This window comes from Lichenihabitans sp. Uapishka_5 (genome assembly GCF_033947565.1).
Lineage (GTDB): Bacteria > Pseudomonadota > Alphaproteobacteria > Rhizobiales > Beijerinckiaceae > Lichenihabitans.
This window is the reverse complement of the sequence record NZ_JARPVX010000023.1, coordinates 1-19021: the sequence shown is the minus strand read 5'-3', so window position 1 is coordinate 19021 and position 19021 is coordinate 1. Positions and strand designations below refer to the sequence as shown.

Annotated in this window: 16 protein-coding genes; 4 read left to right on the top strand and 12 right to left on the bottom strand. The window is 68.9% G+C overall.

All coding sequences use genetic code 11. The features are described 5' to 3' along the window. Positions 1-22: 22 nt before the first annotated feature. A complete protein-coding gene (locus tag P7D22_RS10755) occupies positions 23-1279 on the top strand; it encodes a D-amino acid dehydrogenase (RefSeq protein ID WP_319934228.1) in 1257 nt (418 codons plus the stop codon). Positions 1280-1281: 2 nt separating this feature from the next. On the opposite strand, the gene P7D22_RS10750 is transcribed toward P7D22_RS10755, so the two are convergent. From P7D22_RS10750 to P7D22_RS10730, 5 genes are all read right to left on the bottom strand, one after another. Continuing rightward, on the bottom strand, positions 1282-2235 hold the full coding sequence (locus tag P7D22_RS10750) for a glycosyltransferase family 9 protein (RefSeq protein ID WP_319934227.1): 954 nt from the start codon (positions 2233-2235) through the stop codon (positions 1282-1284). A 107-nt stretch (positions 2236-2342) separates the two neighbouring features. Continuing rightward, positions 2343-2903 (bottom strand): YceI family protein, encoded by a 561-nt coding sequence (locus P7D22_RS10745; protein WP_319934226.1) that lies wholly within the window; start codon positions 2901-2903, stop codon positions 2343-2345. Next, positions 2900-3514, bottom strand: coding sequence for a cytochrome b (locus P7D22_RS10740; protein WP_319934225.1), 615 nt, complete (start codon positions 3512-3514; stop codon positions 2900-2902). The genes P7D22_RS10745 and P7D22_RS10740 overlap by 4 nt, the downstream gene beginning before the upstream one ends. A gap of 16 nt (positions 3515-3530) precedes the next feature. Further along, on the bottom strand, positions 3531-4106 hold the full coding sequence (locus tag P7D22_RS10735) for a YceI family protein (RefSeq protein ID WP_319934251.1): 576 nt from the start codon (positions 4104-4106) through the stop codon (positions 3531-3533). A 159-nt stretch (positions 4107-4265) separates the two neighbouring features. Continuing rightward, on the bottom strand, positions 4266-6023 hold the full coding sequence (locus P7D22_RS10730) for a glucan ABC transporter ATP-binding protein/ permease (RefSeq protein ID WP_319934224.1): 1758 nt from the start codon (positions 6021-6023) through the stop codon (positions 4266-4268). Positions 6024-6214: 191 nt separating this feature from the next. On the opposite strand from P7D22_RS10730, the gene P7D22_RS10725 reads away from it, so the two are divergent. Beyond that, a complete protein-coding gene (locus P7D22_RS10725) occupies positions 6215-6475 on the top strand; it encodes a hypothetical protein (RefSeq protein WP_319934223.1) in 261 nt (86 codons plus the stop codon). Here P7D22_RS10725 and P7D22_RS10720 read toward each other — a convergent pair. The 7 genes from P7D22_RS10720 to P7D22_RS10690 all read right to left on the bottom strand — a co-directional run bounded on the left by P7D22_RS10720 (position 6472) and on the right by P7D22_RS10690 (position 16115). After that, positions 6472-6996 carry a hypothetical protein gene (locus P7D22_RS10720; protein WP_319934222.1) on the bottom strand — a complete coding sequence of 175 codons (525 nt, stop codon included), beginning with the start codon at positions 6994-6996 and terminating at the stop codon, positions 6472-6474. The two genes, P7D22_RS10725 and P7D22_RS10720, sit on opposite strands and share 4 nt — an antisense overlap. Further along, the gene (locus P7D22_RS10715; RefSeq protein WP_319934221.1) at positions 6993-7193 is read right to left on the bottom strand and encodes a hypothetical protein; all 201 of its coding nucleotides are present in this window, start codon (positions 7191-7193) and stop codon (positions 6993-6995) included. The genes P7D22_RS10720 and P7D22_RS10715 overlap by 4 nt, the downstream gene beginning before the upstream one ends. A gap of 477 nt (positions 7194-7670) precedes the next feature. Continuing rightward, on the bottom strand, positions 7671-8498 hold the full coding sequence (locus P7D22_RS10710) for a hypothetical protein (protein ID WP_319934220.1): 828 nt from the start codon (positions 8496-8498) through the stop codon (positions 7671-7673). Positions 8499-9388: 890 nt separating this feature from the next. Further along, the gene (locus P7D22_RS10705) at positions 9389-10954 is read right to left on the bottom strand and encodes a TniQ family protein (RefSeq protein ID WP_319934219.1); all 1566 of its coding nucleotides are present in this window, start codon (positions 10952-10954) and stop codon (positions 9389-9391) included. Positions 10955-11268: 314 nt separating this feature from the next. Next, complete coding sequence (locus tag P7D22_RS10700; RefSeq protein ID WP_319934218.1) at positions 11269-12528, bottom strand: AAA family ATPase; 1260 nt, start codon at positions 12526-12528, stop codon at positions 11269-11271. A 298-nt stretch (positions 12529-12826) separates the two neighbouring features. Beyond that, positions 12827-14935 carry a Mu transposase C-terminal domain-containing protein gene (locus tag P7D22_RS10695; protein ID WP_319934217.1) on the bottom strand — a complete coding sequence of 703 codons (2109 nt, stop codon included), beginning with the start codon at positions 14933-14935 and terminating at the stop codon, positions 12827-12829. A gap of 325 nt (positions 14936-15260) precedes the next feature. Continuing rightward, positions 15261-16115, bottom strand: coding sequence for a TnsA endonuclease N-terminal domain-containing protein (locus P7D22_RS10690; protein WP_319934216.1), 855 nt, complete (start codon positions 16113-16115; stop codon positions 15261-15263). A 259-nt stretch (positions 16116-16374) separates the two neighbouring features. Between P7D22_RS10690 and P7D22_RS10685 the strand changes: the two genes are divergently transcribed. Together P7D22_RS10685 and P7D22_RS10680 are read left to right on the top strand one after the other, a co-directional pair. Further along, positions 16375-17892: a TniQ family protein gene (locus P7D22_RS10685; protein WP_319934215.1), complete on the top strand. Its 1518-nt coding sequence runs from the start codon at positions 16375-16377 to the stop codon at positions 17890-17892. 669 nt (positions 17893-18561) lie between these two features. Next, complete coding sequence (locus tag P7D22_RS10680; protein ID WP_319934214.1) at positions 18562-18852, top strand: exonuclease domain-containing protein; 291 nt, start codon at positions 18562-18564, stop codon at positions 18850-18852. The last annotated feature ends 169 nt before the right edge of the window (positions 18853-19021 follow it).

Here is a 19021-nt window from a genome sequence, read left to right as displayed (position 1 = left end):
CAACCGTCTGGAGACTGCATCCATGTCCCACATCGCCGTTATCGGCGCCGGTATCACCGGCATCACCACCGCCTATGCGCTGAGCGAGCGTGGCTTCGCGGTCACGGTCTTCGATCGCCAGCGCTATCCCGGCATGGAAACGTCCTTTGCCAATGGCGGGCAATTGTCGGCCAGCAACGCGGAAGTGTGGAATTCCTGGAGCACCCTGCTGAAGGGCGTGAAGTGGATGCTGAAGGGCGACGCGCCGCTGCTGCTCAACCCGCGGCCGAGCTGGCACAAATATTCCTGGCTGGCCGAGTTCCTGGCCCAGATCCCCCATTATCAGGCCAACACGGTCGAGACCGTCCGCCTCGCCATCGCGGCCAGGACCTTGCTGCACGGCTGGGCGGCGGCCGAGCGCATCGACTTCGATTGCGAGGAGCGCGGCATCCTGCATATCTATCGCGACCGCGCCGGCTTCGATCATGCCAGTGCCGTCAATGCGCTGCTGACACGGGGCGGCCTCGACCGTCGCCCGGTGACGCCTGACGAAATGCTCGGCATCGAGCCGAACCTGCACGGCCGCTATTACGGCGGTTTCTTCACGCCGTCGGACGCCACCGGCGACATCCACAAGTTCACCCGCGGGCTCGCCAAGGCTTGCGAGCGCCGCGGCGTGCAGTTCGTCCAGGAAGCGGAGGTCGAGGCGGTGACGGCGCAGCCGGGCGGCGGCATCGCGGTGGCTTGGCATGGCGCCGCAGCCGCCACATCGACCGAGACGGCGCGCTTCGATGGCGCGGTGATCTGCGCCGGGCTGTCGAGCCGGCGCTTCGCGGCGGCGCTTGGCGACCGGGTCAATATTTATCCGGTGAAGGGCTATTCGATCACGGTGCATCTCGACGACGCGCCGAGCCAGGATGGCGCCCCCTGGGTGAGCCTTCTCGACGACCAGACCAAGATCGTTTCGAGCCGCTTTGGGGCTACCCGTTTTCGCGTGGCCGGCACGGCCGAGTTCAACGGCGAGAACCGCGACATCCGCCACGACCGCATTCAGCCGCTGGTGCGCTGGGTGCGGCAGTTGTTTCCTGCCGTCGACACCAGCCACATCGTGCCCTGGGCGGGCCTGCGGCCGATGCTGCCTTCGATGCTGCCCCGCGTCGGCGCTGGTTCCCGGCCGGGCGTGTTCTACAACACCGGCCACGGCCATCTCGGCTGGACGCTGTCGGCCGCCACCGCCGATCTCGTGGCCGAGGCTGTGATGGCCAAGCTGCCGGCCCAGGCCACCTCCAAGGCGGCGTAAGTTCAGAGCGGCGGCGTTCCGAGCCGCCCGAGCACGTGGTCGAGCACCCGTTCCGGCGGCAAGGTCGCCAGATCCGGCACCGTGATGGCTTGAAAGGTGTCGCGCAGGATGCCGGTATATTCGGGCCGGGCGTGGGGGCCGAAGAGCGCCAGACCCGGGGTGCCACCATGGGCCGCGAGGTGGGTCGGCCCGGTGTCGTTGCCGACCACGAAAGCGGCCTTGCGCAAGGCACCGGCAAGCTCGAACCAGCTGAGCCGCCCGTGTTTGGCCGTGAGGTCGATGGCCGGGATCGTGGCTGCCAGCCCGGCCTCGTCGGGACCGGGTGCGATCGCGACCGCGTATCCATGCGTCCAGAGTGCCGCCGCCAAGGCCGGGTAATGCGGCCAGCGCTTTTCCGGATGGCCGGCCGAGGCGCCGGGGATCAGCATCACATAAGGACGTTTGACCCCGGCCGCGTCGAGCAGGCTCGAGACGTCGTCGGCCATCCAGGACACGTCCGGGCGCCCGGTGTGGTGCAGCGCGACGCCGGCCTGGCCGAGCTGGACCGCAAAGCGTTCAAGGCTCGGCAAATCCTGCGGCTTCAGCCGCAGCAGCCAATCGCGCTTTTGCGTGTCGCCCGACCAGGGCAGGCCGGGAAAGATCCAGCGCCTATACGCGCCGGTGCGGCGGGAATGCTGGAGGTCGTAGACCCGGTTTACGCCCAGGGCGCGAAGCTGGGAGCGGAGCGCCACCATGCGGTCAAGGCGCCAGCGCGGCGCCCGGGCCTCGGTGACGACGCGATCGACCGACGGATGGCGCTCGAAGATCGCCCGGTACGGGGGGGTCGTCAGCACCACGATCTCGGCGCCGTCGTGATGGGCCCGGAGGTCCCGCAACGCGCCATCGGTCTGCATCACGTCGCCGAACGCCCCATGCTTGATGACCAGGATGCGTTCGGGCGTGCGGGGGTCGGCCATGGAACCTAGAGGCTGTCAGGCCCAAGCGGAATCCACTTGGGCCATTGCGGCAGCCGACCACGAGCAGAACCGGAACGAAGCCTGCCCGTGGCGGGCCCCGGTTGTTCTCAGGGCTGCCGCTTGGCTGTCAAGTCGAGCGTCACATCGACCCCGAAGCCGACATATTGGTCCGAAGCCCAGTCCCCTTGCCCGACGCCCCATGTCGTCCGGGTCAGGGTGGCCTTGCCGGTCGCGTGGGCCGTGTCGCCGTCGAGCTTGAGCGTGAACGGCAACGTCACGGGCTTGGCGGCGCCGCGGATCGTCAAGGTGCCGGCGGTCTCGAACTGGTCGCCTCCCTTGGGCGTGAAGCCGGTCGCCTCGAAGGTGGCCTTGGGGGATTTGCTGGCATCGAACCAGTCTTCGCCCGGCATCGCCTCGTCGCGCTGCGGGTCGCCGGTCGCGGCGCTGCCGGTGTCGATGCTGATCGACACATGGGCGGCTTCCGGCTTGGCCGGGTCGTAATCGATCGTGCCGGTCCAGGTCTTGAACCGACCCGTAAACCCTTCGCCGGTCTGCGTGCCGGCGAAGCCGAGCGTGCTTTTGGCAGGATCGACCGTCCAGGTGGCGGCGGTGGCCGGGGCCGCGGCGGCGAGCACCAGGGCGGCGGCGAGGGGAAGGAGACGCATCATTCGGCAGGGTTCCTGGGCATGATCGGACGGCGGCGGCCCGGCAGCATGCGTCGCAGGGTGTCGTCGCCGATGATGAAATGGTGGCGCAGCGCCGCAAGAACATGCACGCCCACCAGCGCGATCAACAGGTAGGCCCCATAAGCGTGCACGAAGGCGACCGTCGGCTCCCAGGCCGCCTTGGTGGCGCGTGGCAGGCTCGACAGGGCACTGATATGTGGCCAGGGCAGGATGCCGTAGAGCACGGTCGGCAGGTTGAAGGGCGAGATCGACACCAGTGCCCAGCCCACGAGCGGCAGACCGATCATCAGCCCATACAACACGACATGGGCGCCATGGGCGCCGGCCTTCTCGAGCGCCGGCATGTCGGCCGGCAGCGGTGGCGGCCGATGGGTCAGCCGCCACAGGAGCCGCAACACCGCCAAGGCCAGAATCGTGATGCCGACCGACTTATGCAGTTGGTACAGCTTGAACTTCGTCGCGGGTGTGAGCGGCGCATGGGCCATGGCGAGGCCCATGATGACGATGCCGATAAGCGCCAGGGCCAACAGCCAGTGGAAGGCCTGGGCGACGGCCGTGTAGCGTTCCGCTGGGGTGATGGCCTTGGCGCTCATGGGAGGTTTGGTCCGCTCAGCCCTGCTTCTCGAAGGCGCCCGCGATGGTCAGCGTCACCTCGTCGCCGATCAGCGGCACATAGGTCTTCACGCCGAAATCCGAGCGCTTGATCTTGCCCGACACTTCGAAGCCGGTGGTGTACTTCTTGTCGAGCTGGTTGACGCCGGCGCCGTTGAACTTGACCGTCAGGGTTTCGGTCTTGGTGACGCCGTGCATGGTGAGGTCGCCCGTCACCTTGGCCATGTCGGCGCCGGTCTTCACCACCTTGGTGGACTTGAACGTGATGGCCGGAAACTTGCCGGCATCGAGCCAGGCGTCGCTCTTCAGCTCGTCCGACAATTTGTCGCTCGGGGTAGTGACGCTCCCGACGTCGACCGAAACGTCGAGCTTGCTGGCGTCGGGCTTGGCCGCGTCGAGCGTCAGCGTGCCGGAGGCCTTGGTGAACTGGCCCGTATAGGTCGTGAAGCCCATGTGGTTGACGCTGAACAGCACCTGCGTGTGGTTGGGCTCGACCGCATAGGTGCCGGCCTCGACCTTGGACGCATCGGTGATGACGCCGGTCTCGGCTGCCAGCACCGGGGTGGCGAGCATCAGGGCGGCGGCGGCGGTGAGAAGCTTAGGCAAGGAACACTCCAGATCAGAACAACAGGCGGCCAATAGCCGACCCTTATGACATAACGGAGTCGCTTCAATCGAAGAATGCTGATTTGATTGAGGCGAACCATCGATAGTTTCGATGCTTGGGCCGTCTTACTCGGCAGCTTCTTCGACGGGCCCGTGCGTGTCCTGTGCCTGGACCAGCCGGGCAAAGGCGCCGCCCCGGGCCACCAGCGCCTCGAAGCTGCCGGTCTCGACGACACGGCCGCGATCGAACACCAGGATGCGGGTGGCCTGCCGGATGGTGGCGAGGCGGTGGGCGATCACGAAGGTGGTACGGCCCACGGTGGCGGCCGCGAGCGCGAGCTGCAGCTTGCGTTCCGTTTCGACGTCGAGCGCGCTCGTTGCCTCATCAAGGATGAGGATCGGCGGGTCCTTCAACAAAGCCCGGGCGATGGCGATGCGCTGACGCTCGCCACCCGACAGCGCCCGGCCCCGCTCGCCCACCGGCGTATCGAGCCCTTGTGGTTGTTGCGCCACGAAATCCGCCGCCTGGGCGAGCCCGAGCGCCGCCTCCACCTCGGCCCCCGTGGCGTCGGGTCGACCTATCCGGACGTTGTCGCCGATCGAACGGGCAAACAACATCGGCTCCTGGAACACAACGCCGATGTGGGCCCGGAGGCTCGCGAGCGGCATATCGCGGATGTCGATGCCGTCGATCGTGATGCGGCCCTGGCGCGGGTCGAAGACGCGGTGCAGCAGGCCGAGGGTGGTCGACTTGCCCGAGCCTGTGGCGCCCACCAGGGCCACGACCTCACCCGGGGCCGCCGTGAAGCCGAGGTCGCGCACCGCATCGGCACCCCCGTCGTAGGAGAACGAGACCGCCTCGAAGGCGACGCGGCCGGCGAGCCGTCCGGGGTCGCGGGCGCCCGGACGGTCGCGCACCTGCGGCTCCGTATCGAGCACGGCGAAGAAGTCGGCGATCTTGGGGGCCAGCATGAAGAGGGCGTTCAGGAACGCCACCACCTGCTCGAGCCGGGCGATCAACTGGGTGGCGAACCCCATGAAGGCCACCACGGCCCCGATGCTGGCAAGGCCATGGAAGTGCAGCGTCAGGCCGAGCCCGAAGATCGCCAGGATCGTCACCGTCGAGGCGGCCCTGGTGGCCACGGCGGCGATGGCCCACCACGACAACACCGGCAGTTGCGCCCGCAGCAGGGCCTCGATGAGGCGGCGCATGGCGCGCGATTCGGCCTCGACCTGGGTGAAGCTCTGGATCACCGATACGTTGCCGAGCGCGTCGGCGGCCCGTTCGGCAAAGGCCGATTGGTAGCTTTCGACGCGGCCCTGAAGCCCTTGCGTCTTGCGCAGCACGAAGGCCGACAAAGCCCCGAAGCAGAGCACCAGCCCGACCAGCAGGCTGCCGAGGCGCCAGTTGACGACGAGCGACACCGGCATCAGCACGAACAAGGCCGCGAGCGCGGCGCAATGGTCGCGGAAGAACGACAGCCACAGGCCCGCCATGCCGTTGGCGCCTTCCAGCATGGTTTTCAGCAGCCGCCCCGAATGGGTGGCGCCGTGGAAACTCAACGGCAGGCCGAGCACGTGGTCGAAGAAGCGCGCCATGATGCCGAGCCGGCTGCGGTGCGACAACCGGTCGGCCTGCAGCGCCACCACGGCCGCGCAGGCGATAACGAACAGCCCGAAGCCGGCCCAGGCGGCGCCGAGCGGCAGCACGTCCGGCCAGCCCACCGCCGGGCCGGGGCGGGTCAGCCTGTCGACGATGCGGCCGAACAACATCGGTTCGGCGAATTGCGCGCCGGCCAGCAGCAGGTTGGCCAGCACCAGCAGGGCGGCCGTGCGGGCGTCGGGTCGCAGCGCCCCGAGGACGCGGGCATAGGTGCGGAACATCGAACCAGGGGTTGCTTGCGGGCCCGTTTCCCTGCCGCGTCGGGGGCCGCGGCGCAAGGCCGAACGCCAAAACGGCCCGGCACCGCCCCGGAGGGCGGCACCGGGCCGAGGGAAGGGAAACCAAGCACGGGAGTCGGGCATTGGCCTTGGAGGCCGTCAATGAAAGGCGGTCCAGCACGGAGGATATTGCGATGCCGACCGACCTCCCCCCGGACTACAAGCCGCAGCCGGCCAACGATCCCGGCTCGACGCCCGCCTATCCGCCGATGCCGGGCGAAGACTCACCCGGTGAGCCGATCAACGTGCCGCAGCCTGGTCCGGGCGTCGGGATGCCGGGCCCGGGTGGCGACGTGGTCGACCCGCCGGGCTGGAGCGAGCCGGCCATCAGCCCCGGCGGGTCGCCCTCCGAGGTGCCGAGCCCGGCCGGGACCCCGACCTTCCGCACCGCCTAGTCGATGTGGATCGGCAGGTCCGGCAGCACCAGCGTTACCGGGTAAAGCGTTTGCAGGTAGTTGCCGGGACATTGGAAGGCCAGGACGACGCGGAGGCGGCCGCTACCGGGTGCAGCCTGCGGTGGCGTCGCCCAGGCGCGGGTATAGGTTTCCTGCGCCGGTAGGCCCGCCGCTTCGATGTGCAGCGGCCCGAAGCTGTGGATTTCACCTGCGCCATCGTAGATCGACCAGGTCAGGTCGGTGGCGCAGGTCCGGAAGCGCGTCAGGGTGTAGGAAACGCGGACCGGATCGCCGGGGCGCAGGTGGGGCGTCAACACCGTGGCGGCGCGGATCGTCACCGGCGGGTCCCGGTCGATGACCTGCGAGGCAAGCCAGCCGAGTGCCGCCATGACGCTGAGCCAATAGGCCAGGTTGCCACATCGCATGACCAAGGCCATGCGCCGGCTCGGGCCGACCAGGATGCCCAGCGCACGGGCGTAGAACTTTTCGTCCGTCGTCGGGTCGTCATAGGAGGCCGTCATGGATGCGGCACCCCGCCCTTGGCAATCACGAGGCCCAGAATGGCCACGATCACAGCCCCGATGATCAGCTTGATCACCCACCCCTGATTGTCCTGCACCTTGCGGACCTTCTCATCCACGATGGAAAGGTCGGTCTTGGTCGCATAGGTGCTCTTCAACTCCTGGGTGAAGGCATCGAACTTCTTGTGAAAAGACAACAAAGTTCTTGATTGCGCCGCGACGATTCCCAAGCAGAATCAATGTGTCCACCGCTCGTCCACTATGGCGAAAGTTGTTGACGGAGACGGCCCCTTTAAGCGCCGGGCGTTTCGCGAAAGTTATTGACGGCGGCCGGGTCCCTCCTCCAAGGTCCGGCACTGATGTATTCGCCAAGTAAAGCGAAAGCGATCTGAGATTGGCGTCCGACGTCCAACTCGAACGCGTCGCCCATCGCGTCGTCGGCGTAACTTCGGCACTGCGCGCAGCTCCCCTTGTTGAACGCGTCCGGTATGGGTCGGCCACGAATCGGGCGCCCCCTCCACCCTCCGATCTACCGGTGACAAGGCACCAGGCAGATCCGAGTCGCACGCCCCACCGGCCTTCAGCTTGCTCGATTGATGCCGAGGCGGTCCCTCGGCTTGGCGGTCACGCCGTCGCCGCCTCTGCCCGCGGGCGGGACGCGGCGGCAAGGCCCGTCACGATCCCGCAAGGGTCGTGGCGTTCCTCAGGCCGGGCAGGACCACGTCCCGGTACAGGTCGCCGGCGAGCCTCCCGTTCCATCTCCGGCTTTTGATCGCGTCTAGGTCCGGTGCGGATGAGACGGCGATGCCGCTGACATTGTACCTGAGCCGCGTGGCCCCCGACCCTACCTCGATCGACGGGAAGCTGGCGACCACCCGCGCCATCTCGGGCACGAGTTGCAGGTGGGCGTCCGGCGGCAGGTGGCCGTTCCGAGCCACCGCATCCGCCAACACCTGCGGCGAGCAGTACTCGTCCACCGTCCCGGTAATCCGCTCCCCCCGCTCCACGCAGAGCACCTCGGGGACCAGGGCGGCCTCGTGGCGCTCGTACGGCTGCGCGCGGAGGGACACGTCGACAATCTCGAAGGGCGGGGCCGCGACCCAGACGTGGCCGGGGTTCTGTTTCTCGTCCAGGACCCAGAAGTACGTCGGGTCGTCGAGCTCCGGGGACGTGATCGTGAGCGCCCCCCGGAGCGCGTAGCACCAGATCCCTTGCTCCTCGAGCATCTTGGTCAGCATCATTGAGGCGTCTACGCAGGCGCCCAACTGCCCGTCGGTCACGACCTCCCGGGCCACAAAACCCGCGACCGCGGGCACGACCTCCCTCGCCATCTTGTCGTACCCGGGGTCCCTGGGCCTGGCGCGCACCCAGGCGGCGTAGAAGTCGAGCACCGAGCGGTCCCTCCCCTCGGCCTCAAGGAACTGGGGAGAGTTGTAGAAGCCGATCGCGTCGGTGGGGATCCGCCTGTTCGCGAAGAAACGGGACAGGACCTTGCGATCCATGGGCACTCGGTCGATCACGCCACGCTCCTCGTTCGGGTTGCCACCCGCACCAACGCCGTCGTGGACGGGGGCGGATCGGGTTGACCCGCTCGGCGATGCTTCGGCGACCGGGCCCGTGTCAAAAAAGCCGGGACCGGGGACGGGGTTCCACTCGTGTCCGCCCGGCCGTGAGTCCGTGGGCTGAACCCTCCGTTCCCGCCCGTCTCGCGCGCGACGGTCCCTTCGGTGGCGGGCAGGGATCCAGCGAGCGGGGCTAGTTTGGTTCGGAACCGATCCACGCGCTCCAATCAGCGCTCCTTCCACCGCGGCTCCAGCGCGCGTGGTTGGTATCCTTCCTGATTGCCTCGAGGAGATCGCGCATCGAAAGCGCCGTTGGGCCTCCATCCAGCGTGGTCGAGCCCCCCGGGTCGCGCCGCGTGTTCCGGTCCGACGCTGTGCACGGGTGATGGAACCTTGGTGGGAACGTTGGGTGACGATCCCTCGCCAGCCCAGTCGGCACGCCGATCAACATCCTCCATCCCGCCATCCTCTTTCCTGGGGTTAGACCTCCGAGGAGGCCTTCACCTCCTGGGAAACGCGACATCCCCCTCCGCATTCCGAGCTGCGGACCCCGACGCGGTCCACGGACATCGCCGGGTCACCGGGTCGTGGCCCGCATGTGCGAGCGAGCCGGGCCTCGGACGTGCTCCTCCCGTCGGGATCGGGAACGGTCATCGAACTATGCGTGGGGGCCGGTCATGGCCGGTGTGCCTCTCGCCCGCCATCGTGTCGCACCGTCCCGGGAGACGGTCGCTGGAGACGAAGCCGTTCGCTTGGCCCACGGCCGCGGACGTGCGGGACGGCGAACCCTGAGCGCGGGGGCGCGTCCCGGGAACCACTGAAACGGCCGATCACGATGTTCGCGGTTGTCGGCGAACCCGGCGTAGCGGTCCGAGGGCGCCATCCTCCGGGAGCAGCGTGCAGAGGCTCCTGGCGAAGTTGATGGTGTCCGGTCCCCTCACGACGTCATACCCAAGCCTGCTCTCCGTGGCGAGGCTCGTCGGGGTCGGCCTGCGCCCTGACGCGAGGAGGCGCGCCGCCGCGAGCCGGAGCTTGCGCCGGCGGTACGACGCGTCGTCCTCGACGTGCCGGTCCAGGAAGGCGACCGCCTTGGGAAGCGCGTCGGTGATCCATCCGGGCGTGACGTTCGCCCGCACGACGATGGCGCGCCTGCTCCTTTGGGGACCATCCTCGTCGGCGACCAACGCCCGATGCGCCTCCTCGAGCTTGGCGACCACCTCGGCATCCCGGGCCACGTAGTCGACGCTGCTCCCCCTCAGGGCCCGATGCCGCGCGTTGAACGCCAGGTACCATTCCCGGTCCCAGGCGCGCAGCTTGAGCACGAGGCCCTGCGCCTGCCGCCGTGCGGTGCTGACCTTGGGCGGCGCGGCCGCCTCCATGGTCCGCGCCCACTCTGCCCGCCAGAGGTCCAGCTCCCCCGGCCTGGGTGCCCGTGGCGGATGGCCCCTGCCCCGGGTGAACGGCCTGGGCGGCGTGGGCAGGTCCGGCAACGCGTCGAGGGCCGTCGCGAGCACCACGGCGGTGACCGGGAAGACGTTGTGGTGGAAGTCGACGAAGTGCCGCTTGACCCAGTAGAGTTCGCCAGCCGGGGACGGCTTCGCCGGGAGGTTCATCGCCTCGACCAGGTCCGACCCGTAGAACGCGAGGACGTGGGCGGCCAGCCGCGGGTGGGCGATGCCGCCCCAGGCGCCCACCATGCCCTTACGCCGCGCGAGGTCGCGGGCCTCCCCGAGGTCCAGCGGGCTCCGCGCGTGGTTCCAGGGCTCGTCGAGCAGGGGCGAGCACCGCCTCGCGACGGCGTGCGCCCGCTCGACCTGCCACGGCTCGAACGGGGAGGCGTCGTCCCGCACGTCCTGCAGTACCGAAGTCGCGTCCCGGTACCCGAGCTCGATCATGGACTTGGCTCGCACGTCGGAGGTGGCCAGCATCGCGGGGTGCCGGGCGCAGGCGACCACGCCAGGGAGCTGGTGCGAGCGGCGCCAGTAGGTCTCGCCGAGGCGTTCGAGGTCCTCGTCCCTGCACCTCGGGCAGTACCTCAGGCGCGTCGGGCGCGGGATGGATTGCGCGAGGACGCCGAGCCGCGCGTGGGCGTGGTGGCTCGTCCCTTCCCGCAGGAGCTTGGCCACCTCGGCCCGGACCTTGGGCGCGGCGCCGGCGGCGTAGAAGGGGAACAGGGTGAGCCGGCTCAGGATGTCGTCGCCCGTCATCGGCAGCTCCGGGCCGAGGTTCGACGCCAGGGCGTCGAGGCGGCCGCACAGGTCGACGTTGCACCACGTCCCGTCCCCGAAGAGTTGGTTCGCGGTGATCCGCGGCGTCCAGCCGGTGCGCGTGATGAGCCGGCAGACGACGCTGTAGAGCAGTTCGTCCGGGTGGGGCGTGGGGAGGTGCACGCTCATCTTGCGCGCGATCTCAGGAAGCGAACGGTGCCGCCGGCGTCGGGTACCCCCGACGCTGGTGGGTTCTTTATGGTCGTCATTCGCTGCTCCCCCATGGGCGTCGGGACGACACCTCATGGAGTGCAAGCGAAGGGAGTGGGCGAAATCGGAAGCGGGCCGGATCCGTTCGGGGACCTGCGGCGCCCTGCGCCGCGGGTGCATGTGGGACGGCCACGCGCAGTGAGGCTCTCAGCGACCGGGGCCGCTCCCGGGATCACCGGTCCGGGGACGACTGCGCTCCCTCGCCCCGCACGGTCCTGGGGGCAGGTCCCGGCTCACGTGCTGGGACGGGCGGCGGCGTCGCGCAGCTCGGCGGCGAACGCGGCGTCGTCCTTGCCGTCCGTGGCGACGTCCGCCAGCGTGCGGACGCCCCTACGCCCAGTCGCCTTGGCCCTTCTGCCCAGGGCAGCCTTGATGATTTCCTTGCCGCCCTGGTTGCCGTCGCCCGGCAGCACCGCATTAACCATGTGCTCAGCCTCCTGCGGGTCGTAGCCGAGGTTCCGGAGGCTCGCCACCGCCGCGTCGGGGGCGTCCATCCCGCGCGACGCTTCCTTCTCGAGCGCCTCGTCCAGCTTCTTCAAGCCGTCCCCCAGGTCCGGCAGCTCGACGCCCCTCCTGCCCGCCCTGAGCGCATCGAGGAGGGGGCGCATCAGGGTGAAGCGTGCCTCGGCCAGAGCGTGCACGAGGGCCGCCGTGACCTCGTCCTCGTCACCGTCGTCGATGACGTGGCGCTGGCACAGCTGGTGGAGGCGCACGGCAAGGCCGGTGATGCCCATGGTCTCGTCGTGGTAGGCCTTGGAGAGCTCCGGCGTGAGGGGATGCTCCCTCCTTGTCCACTGGTGCGAGAAGAGGGCGGACATGTAGTGGTGCCACTCGCTGTCCTCGTCGCCGTGGGCCATCGGCTCCCAGACGAAGGTCTCCCCCGCCCGGCGGGCGAGGTGGAGCGTGCTCGAGAGCGCCTGCCGCGCGTGGATGGTGCCGAGCAGGAGGATGGGGATGCGCAGCACGTTCGCGAGCATGACGAAGAAGCGGATCAACTGGGTCTCGTCGTCCCCCCTGGCCTTGAGGAGGCTCTGCGCCTCGTCGAGCACGAGCAGGCCGATGTGGTGGCGTCGGGCTGCTTTGCCGGCCAGCTGGACCAGGGGCCCGAGCGAGACTTTCCTGCACGCCAGCGCGTAGTCCGAGCCCAAGAGGTGATCGATCGTGTCGACGAAGTTCAGCACGAGCGACTTCACGCTGCCGTCCGAGGGGCATTCGAGCTTCATGTGCACGATCTGGTGGAGGTTGTGGTCCGGGTGGATGAGCACCTGCGGCAGGAACGACAGCACCCTCTCGACAGCCGTGGTCTTGCCGAGTCCCGAGATGCCGAGGAGCGTGCCCGCGGGCGCGATCGACGGGCCGGACTCCACCAGGGGCCGGAACGATCCGTCCGGCTCGGCGTGGTAGCTCTCGTTGACCGACCTCCGGAACGCCGGGTTGCAGGGGTTGCGGTCGCCGTAACCCTCGAGGACCATGCCGAACACGTGGTCGAACACCGGGAACTGATCCGGGAGCGGCTCGATGAAATTCCGCAGCCCCCCAACGGCGAGCCTCCTGTAGGGTGCGGGGAGGCGTCGCTCCCTCTGACTGCTCGTCGGCACGCGGCGTATCGCGGCCTGGATGTCCCATCCGGACCGGATTTGCGGGAGTGCCTCGATGAGCGGGTTTCCCCGGTGGGCCGGGAGCAGTGCTGGCTTATACTGTGCCAAGAAGGTCGACACCGGACCCCGCGGAGGGGCTCCTTCCGACCCTGGCGCCTGCTTCGAACCTGATGCGATGCTGTTTCTCAAGGGATCAACCTCCGTTCTCGTTCGTCTTGAGGCGAGCCAGTGCCTTGCGCCTGCGCTCGTCGAGCGGGTTCCTGGACGCGGGGAGGCGCCCCGCTACTCCGGCCGTGGCCGGCGCCACGGTTTCCCTGCGGGCCTCCGCGGCCTTCTCCACCTGCCTGTTCCTCCTGATCCCCTTGGTGCGGTCGCCCGCGTCCGGGTTGTCCTTCAGCTTGGCGGCGAGCCGCTTCGACCCGTCCTCGCCGATGCGTCGCATCTGCTCCTCGCGTTCGGCCATGGTGACGGCGCGGTCGGCCTCGCCCGCTGCCTCGACGCGCTTGCGCTTGGCCTCGTTCTCCTCGAATTCGAAGAGGGACTTGCCATCGAGGTCGCCGTACGCGGGCAGGAGGTCGAGCGCCTGGATCGTCCGGGCATCGGGCTGGAGGTAGACGCGACCGAGGTTGCCCGGGTCGTAGCAGACCTCCACCTCCCATGTGCCGCCGGAGCGGGCCCTCTCGTACCAGGAGTCGCGCTGGGCGAAGCCGCAGTCGTAGTAGCCGCCCTTGAACTTGATCCCGCGCGCGGTGACCCGCGCCCTACCCCGGTGCATGACCGCCCAGGCGACATGGTCGACGCTCAGCTGCTGTAGGCGGGGCCCCCGGTTGCGGACGCCCCACCGCCAGAAGTCGATCGGGGCGGCGGCGAGCTCCTCCGACACCATCTCCGGGAGGGGGAGGTGGGTGGTCGAGGGCTTCGCGTTGTGGACCAGCACGGCGAGGATGTGCTGCTTCGTGAACTCGTGGAGCGTCAGGGCGCCCTTCTTGCGGTAGTCGATCGCGCCACGCTCCCCGAAGTCGGGCTTCACGTACCCCGGGTTGAAAGGTCCCCAGGTCCTCTGCAGCGTTCCGTGCGTGCGTTCGACGATGCCCTTCATGTCGCCCCTGTAGGGGCGCACGTTCGAGATTCCGACGTGCAGGTCCCTGACGATGCGCTGGCCGAGGTTGTCGCTCATGAGCTCGCCCCGGTCGGCCATGATCTCGACTGGGGCGTGGTGGCAGGGCCACTCGTCCGGCTCGATGTGGATGTCGTACTTGGCGCAGAACGCCACCTTGTCGGTCATCATGTTGACGAGCGCCATCATGGCACCCTTCCAGCTAGGCCCCTCGAATCCGACATACGCGCCGACGACCATGCGGCTGAAGACGTCGACTACCGAGTAGATGACAGGCCGCCCGACGATGCGCGTCTCGTCGTAGGCGGAGACGAGGTAGGTGTCGGCGATCGTGGCGTCGATCTCGTAGCGGTCGCCGGGGGCGTTGACGTCGCCGTCGGCCCGGCCCGTGATGGCCCGGTCCGCGAGCTCGTACGCGTGGTCGCCCAGCCTCATCCTGCGCCGGACGGTCGTCGGGTAGTTCCTGGTGATGTAGTACTGGAGCTGCCTTTGGCTGGGTCGCGCGTCCAGGAGCACCCGTCGCAGCCGCCCCGCGTCGTCCTCCCGGAACTCCGAGTAGAAGTTCAGGCAGACGGACCGGTGCGCCTGGGCCAGGGTGAGGCGCCCCTTGAGGAAAAACGCGGCCCCAACCTCGAGGCGAGGCCAGTCGCCCTCCGTCACGTTCATGCCCACGTCGGGCGAGGCGACCGTGTTCGGGCGACCCACCTTCTCGCCACGGTTGTCCCGACGCTGGCCCGGGCCGCCGCAGCGGTCGTAGCGCGTCGCGAGCGCGTCGTAGGTCATGCCGCCGTCCCACCAGGCCCGGAGCAGGTCCGAGAAGTGCTGGGAGGATGTCTTGACCCCCTCGCATGCGAGCTCGTCGACCCTGGCCTTGATCAGGGCAAAGCGGTCGGTCCGCATCAGCAGGTCGGCCTTGCCCGCGTCGAGCAGCGGTTTGACCAGCGCGTAGCGTCTTTCCTGGCGCTCCAAGGCCACGGGTGTGTTCGGCACGCTCGGCATGTTCTCGGCCTTGGGGATCCATTCGCCAGCGACGAGGCCCGCTACGAGTTTGTCGATGGGCGATGGGATGGGCCAGGCTGTCTCGCCGACCGGGTGGAGCCACGCGAGGCCGGGCTCAAGGTGGACGACGCGGAACACTCTGTCCGCCCCGACTTCCTGCAGCAGCATGCGGATGGCGAGTTGCATCACGGCCTCCAGCCGGACCGCGAGGCGTCCGATCCCTCGCCATCGACGTGAATGCCGATGATCACGCGCGTCTCGGGGTCGAACGCCACGCGTACGGACGGCCGCTTCCCGGCGGATTGCCCGTCCCACGTCTGCCAGGAGAGGGTCGCCGGGGTTTCGGCGACCACCTCGCAGGGATCTCCCGCCCTCTGGATGCCGGGAGCCTCTCGTGCCGCCTGGGTGCGGGCCGCGGGACCGGCGGCCTGACTGGGCCACCTCGCCTCGCCTCGACCACGGTGGGTTCGGTTGCCCGCCCCCGGGTGCTTGCGCGGATCAGGCTCGTGCATCAGAAGGCTCCCCCGATGAGACTGGCACGCGGTCGCGGCGACCGGGGCGGTGGCGGTGGCGGCTCGCGCCAGGTAAACAGGGATGCCGGCTGCCTCGAGATGTGCCGCGCGGCCATGTCGGTCTCGATCATGCGCAGCCCCAGCAGGACGCGGAGGAGCGACATGCCTCGCCCGGCCTGGAGACCATGGGTGGCGTCGAAGACCGCGCAGGCTTGGAAGACCGGCCTGGTCCCTTGCGTGTCGAGGGTGCGCAGGAGCGCGTCGGCGACGCGGCGCGCGTCGCCGACGTCCTCGCCCATCACGCCCCTGACCCAGGCCACGTTGCGGGCCAAGTCGGTCTTGACCTCCACGTCGAGCATGAAGTCCCAGTCGACGCCCTGCTCTGTCCAGTGGACGCGTTCGATGTCGAGCTTCTCCCGCGTCCGCGGGGAGCGCAGGTCCGCGGCCGTCTTCACGGCGCGGGCGAGGAGCCGTGGACCGTCCGGCCCGGCGACGGTGGCCAGGAGATCGGTCGTCTGGACGAGCACGGTGCGCGACCTCGGGTCGACCGGGTGCCTCACCCCGAGCGCCGCGGCGATGTCGAGGGTCCGGGCGCGCAGGATCGGGAACTGCTCGCGAAGGTCAACGACCGGCTCGTTCCACCATAGCAGGTGGAACGCGTAGAACTCGCCGTCGCTGAGCAGGTGGTGCTGACGTCCGGTGAGGGGGCAGAAGACGCGGTGAGACCGGCCGCGTGACGGGACGTCGCCGACCTTGATCCAGGGGACGTAGTCGGGACCATCGCCGCGACCTCGACCCTCGCGCACGAATCGACGGTACTTGGCCTCGTCAAAGGCGTACCTGCTCTTGCCCACCTGCGCCCCTCCCCGATTGCCTCGGGCGCCGAACGGACCGCGCCGCTCGACATCCCCATGGTGCAAGCGCGTCCACGATCGGAAACCGGAAGCTCGAGCGGGACGCGTCGCACCACGCGCGTCCGCGTTACGTTGACGCTATATGGTATTTATAATATCATTACTATGGTTTCAACGGGTGTGTCATGGTCTCAAGGCGGCCGTCCCTTCCTTACAGACATCGGGCGCGCCGCCCGGGTTGCCTGCCGACCTCGCGCGCGTGAGCGTCCACCTGCCCACCCCGTATCCGGACGAGTTGCTGTACGGGGTCATCTCCCGTCTGGTGACCCAGACCGGTTGGAGCGGCAGAATGGCCTCCACGCAGGTCTTCGGTGCGCCCCTGCCCTGCAGCGTGGACCTGCCCGGCATGCTGGACGCGGTCGCCGCGAACGCCGGCCCGTCGCTGTCGCTGACGGGGGACGGCCTCCTTCGCGGGACGACGCTCTTCCCATTCTACGCGGCTGGAGCCCCCCCAGCCGTTGCCGCGGAGGTCGCGTGCGCCCTGACATCGGGTCCGGGTCGCGGCGCCCACGCGAGGCTCGGGTTGCCCGCGCAGTCGATCAAGCGCCCGCGGGAGCTCCGCTTCTGCCCCGCATGCCGGGACGAGGACCTCCACCTGCTGGGCGAGACCTACTGGCGCCGCGCGCACCAGCTGCCAGGCGTCCTCGCGTGCCCCCGCCATCCCCGCATGCTGGTCGGGACCGGGATTCCCATGAGCCAGGCCATGACCGGCACCTATCATGACGCAAGCGCCGTCACGGGGGGCGTCGCCGAGGCGGAGCGTCACGTGGACGCTGCCATGGTCGCGTTGGCCCACGAGGCCGCCGCCCGTTGCGCGGCCCTGCTCGACGCGCCGCCGACGTGCGCGGGCGTCGACGACTTCCGGGGCCTTGCGCTGAGGAAGGGGCTATGCGGGGGGAAAGGCGGCATCGACCACGTCCGCATGGGTCGGGTGGTTGCAAGCCACGTCGGCGCGAGATTCCTCGCGGCGATCGGGCTCGCGCACGAGGGCTCGGCTTCCGGCCTATACTGGGTTAGAAGGCAGGTGGTAGGGTACGGTCAGTCGGTGTGCCCGACCACGGGCGTCCTCGTGTCCATGGCGCTTGAGGCCCTGCCGGATCAAGGGCTGCCGCCCGCCGCCCCGCGCGGCAGGACGCCGGCTGCGCAGCCACGGCGGCCCGGGCCGGGCGAACTCCCGGGGATGCGGGCCAGGTGGCGTCGCCTCTTCTCGAACGCGGAGGCGCCGAAAGTCACGCGCGCCCGGCGCACGCATGGGTACCTCGCCGCCCGCCTCCGCTTCTGGGATCGCGCCTGGTATGACGCGTTCAACGCGCGGCACCATGTTCGCCGCGAGGGAGCGTCCCCACGGTCCAGGGACCGCGACATGCTCCGTGCGCTCCAGGCTGCCGAGCGGAGGCTGAGGGCGGCCGCCGGGTCACCGCGCAGGAGCCGGTCGGCCATCCTCGCGTCGGCCGGGGTGCACCGGGACCGGGTCAGGGGCATGCCACGCTGCGAGGCCTTCCTATCGAGCCGCTCGGAGACGACCCTCGATCACCGCCGTCGCAAGCTGGAGTGCGCGGCGGCGGTGATCGCTGGCAGGGGGCGGCGACCGACCGCGTCGTCGCTCGCGGAGGTGAGCGGGCTCGGATGGGGCGCCGTCGTCGACCCCGCACTCGACGCGCTCGTGCGAGCCCTGTGCGGACCCCATCCATGGGAGCGCGACGGGACCGTGTCATGAGGCCGGCGCCAACGTCCGCCCCGCCTGCCACCCGGAACGGCCAGATCGAGCCAGCGAGGATGCGGATCGCGTCGCGCCAGCCTCGCATGCGAATTGGTCGCCCGATGTAACCCGATCGCCTTCGTGCCCCGACGGAGGAAGCGTATCCCCGTTTTTACGGAGGGTTGGGCAGAGGTCTCGCCGGGCGCGGGTGGTCCACGACGATACGGGATCAATCCACGGGGCTCGTCTTGGGACGGGCTTGGATCGGTTCGGCGAGACCTCTGGAGGTGCATGCGCCCAGCCGCGGAGGACAGGCGTTGGTCGGCATCCTCCTCGTTTGTGGAACCACCAGGCATCCCGAGCACGAAGTGTCGCGGCAACCAGGTGGGGTGGCTGGAACCGGAATGCCTGAGGAGCGCGAAGCAGGACTGATCCGCCGCCACAATGCGCTCGACATGAACCTCACGGCACAACCAAGATCCTGACCAAGATCATCGCCTGCATCGCGATCCGTAAGCGGAATGTTCCAGCAATGTCATCGAGGGGCTGGATGGGCATGCTTCTGCCGCCTTTGATGCTTAGGATTGAGACGTGCCCTGGCAAGCCGACCTATTCGACCAATCCGAACCCGACAGTGTCAGTGGGAGCGTAGAGCGGATCCTTGCGGCTCGGCGGTCTTCCCGAGGCTTGCGTGCCATCACGCCTGAGGCCGCGGCCAAGGTGTTGGATGCAAGTGACGACTACCGGGTGTTGCGGCGCCTCCGGCCGCGGGAGATCGCTGATTCTCGCCCTCTCGGGCCGGGTGAAAGGCTCGCGGTCGCCGTTGATACGGAGACCACAGGGCTCGATCACCGGCATCACGAAGTGATCGAACTCGGCATGGTCGCGTTCGTCCACGATGACCACGGCGCCCTCCTGGCTGTCACTGGCGAGTTCAGCTCCCTGCAGGAACCCTCGGGGCTCTCAACGGCGATCTAAATTCAGGCCAGCGGAGCGGAGTAAAACCAGGCCAGTGGATGGGGCACGCCGACATGGAAAGGGCCCCGATCGGGGCCCTTTCCATGTCGGCGAGGATTTTCGATCAGGCGGCCGTGATCTCGCCGGTGTCGGGGTCGATGCTTTCGGCGGTGGCCTGGTTTTGCTCTGC

Coding starts and splice junctions, on each gene's coding strand:
- P7D22_RS10710 (WP_319934220.1), bottom strand. CDS start 8,498: ATGGATCGCAAGGTCCTGTCCCGTTTCTTCGCGAACAGGCGGATCCCC.
- P7D22_RS10730 (WP_319934224.1), bottom strand. CDS start 6,023: ATGTTCCGCACCTATGCCCGCGTCCTCGGGGCGCTGCGACCCGACGCC.
- P7D22_RS10755 (WP_319934228.1), top strand. CDS start 23: ATGTCCCACATCGCCGTTATCGGCGCCGGTATCACCGGCATCACCACC.
- P7D22_RS10750 (WP_319934227.1), bottom strand. CDS start 2,235: ATGGCCGACCCCCGCACGCCCGAACGCATCCTGGTCATCAAGCATGGG.
- P7D22_RS10705 (WP_319934219.1), bottom strand. CDS start 10,954: ATGAGCGTGCACCTCCCCACGCCCCACCCGGACGAACTGCTCTACAGC.
- P7D22_RS10725 (WP_319934223.1), top strand. CDS start 6,215: ATGCCGACCGACCTCCCCCCGGACTACAAGCCGCAGCCGGCCAACGAT.
- P7D22_RS10720 (WP_319934222.1), bottom strand. CDS start 6,996: ATGACGGCCTCCTATGACGACCCGACGACGGACGAAAAGTTCTACGCC.
- P7D22_RS10735 (WP_319934251.1), bottom strand. CDS start 4,106: ATGCTCGCCACCCCGGTGCTGGCAGCCGAGACCGGCGTCATCACCGAT.
- P7D22_RS10745 (WP_319934226.1), bottom strand. CDS start 2,903: ATGATGCGTCTCCTTCCCCTCGCCGCCGCCCTGGTGCTCGCCGCCGCG.
- P7D22_RS10695 (WP_319934217.1), bottom strand. CDS start 14,935: ATGCAACTCGCCATCCGCATGCTGCTGCAGGAAGTCGGGGCGGACAGA.
- P7D22_RS10740 (WP_319934225.1), bottom strand. CDS start 3,514: ATGAGCGCCAAGGCCATCACCCCAGCGGAACGCTACACGGCCGTCGCC.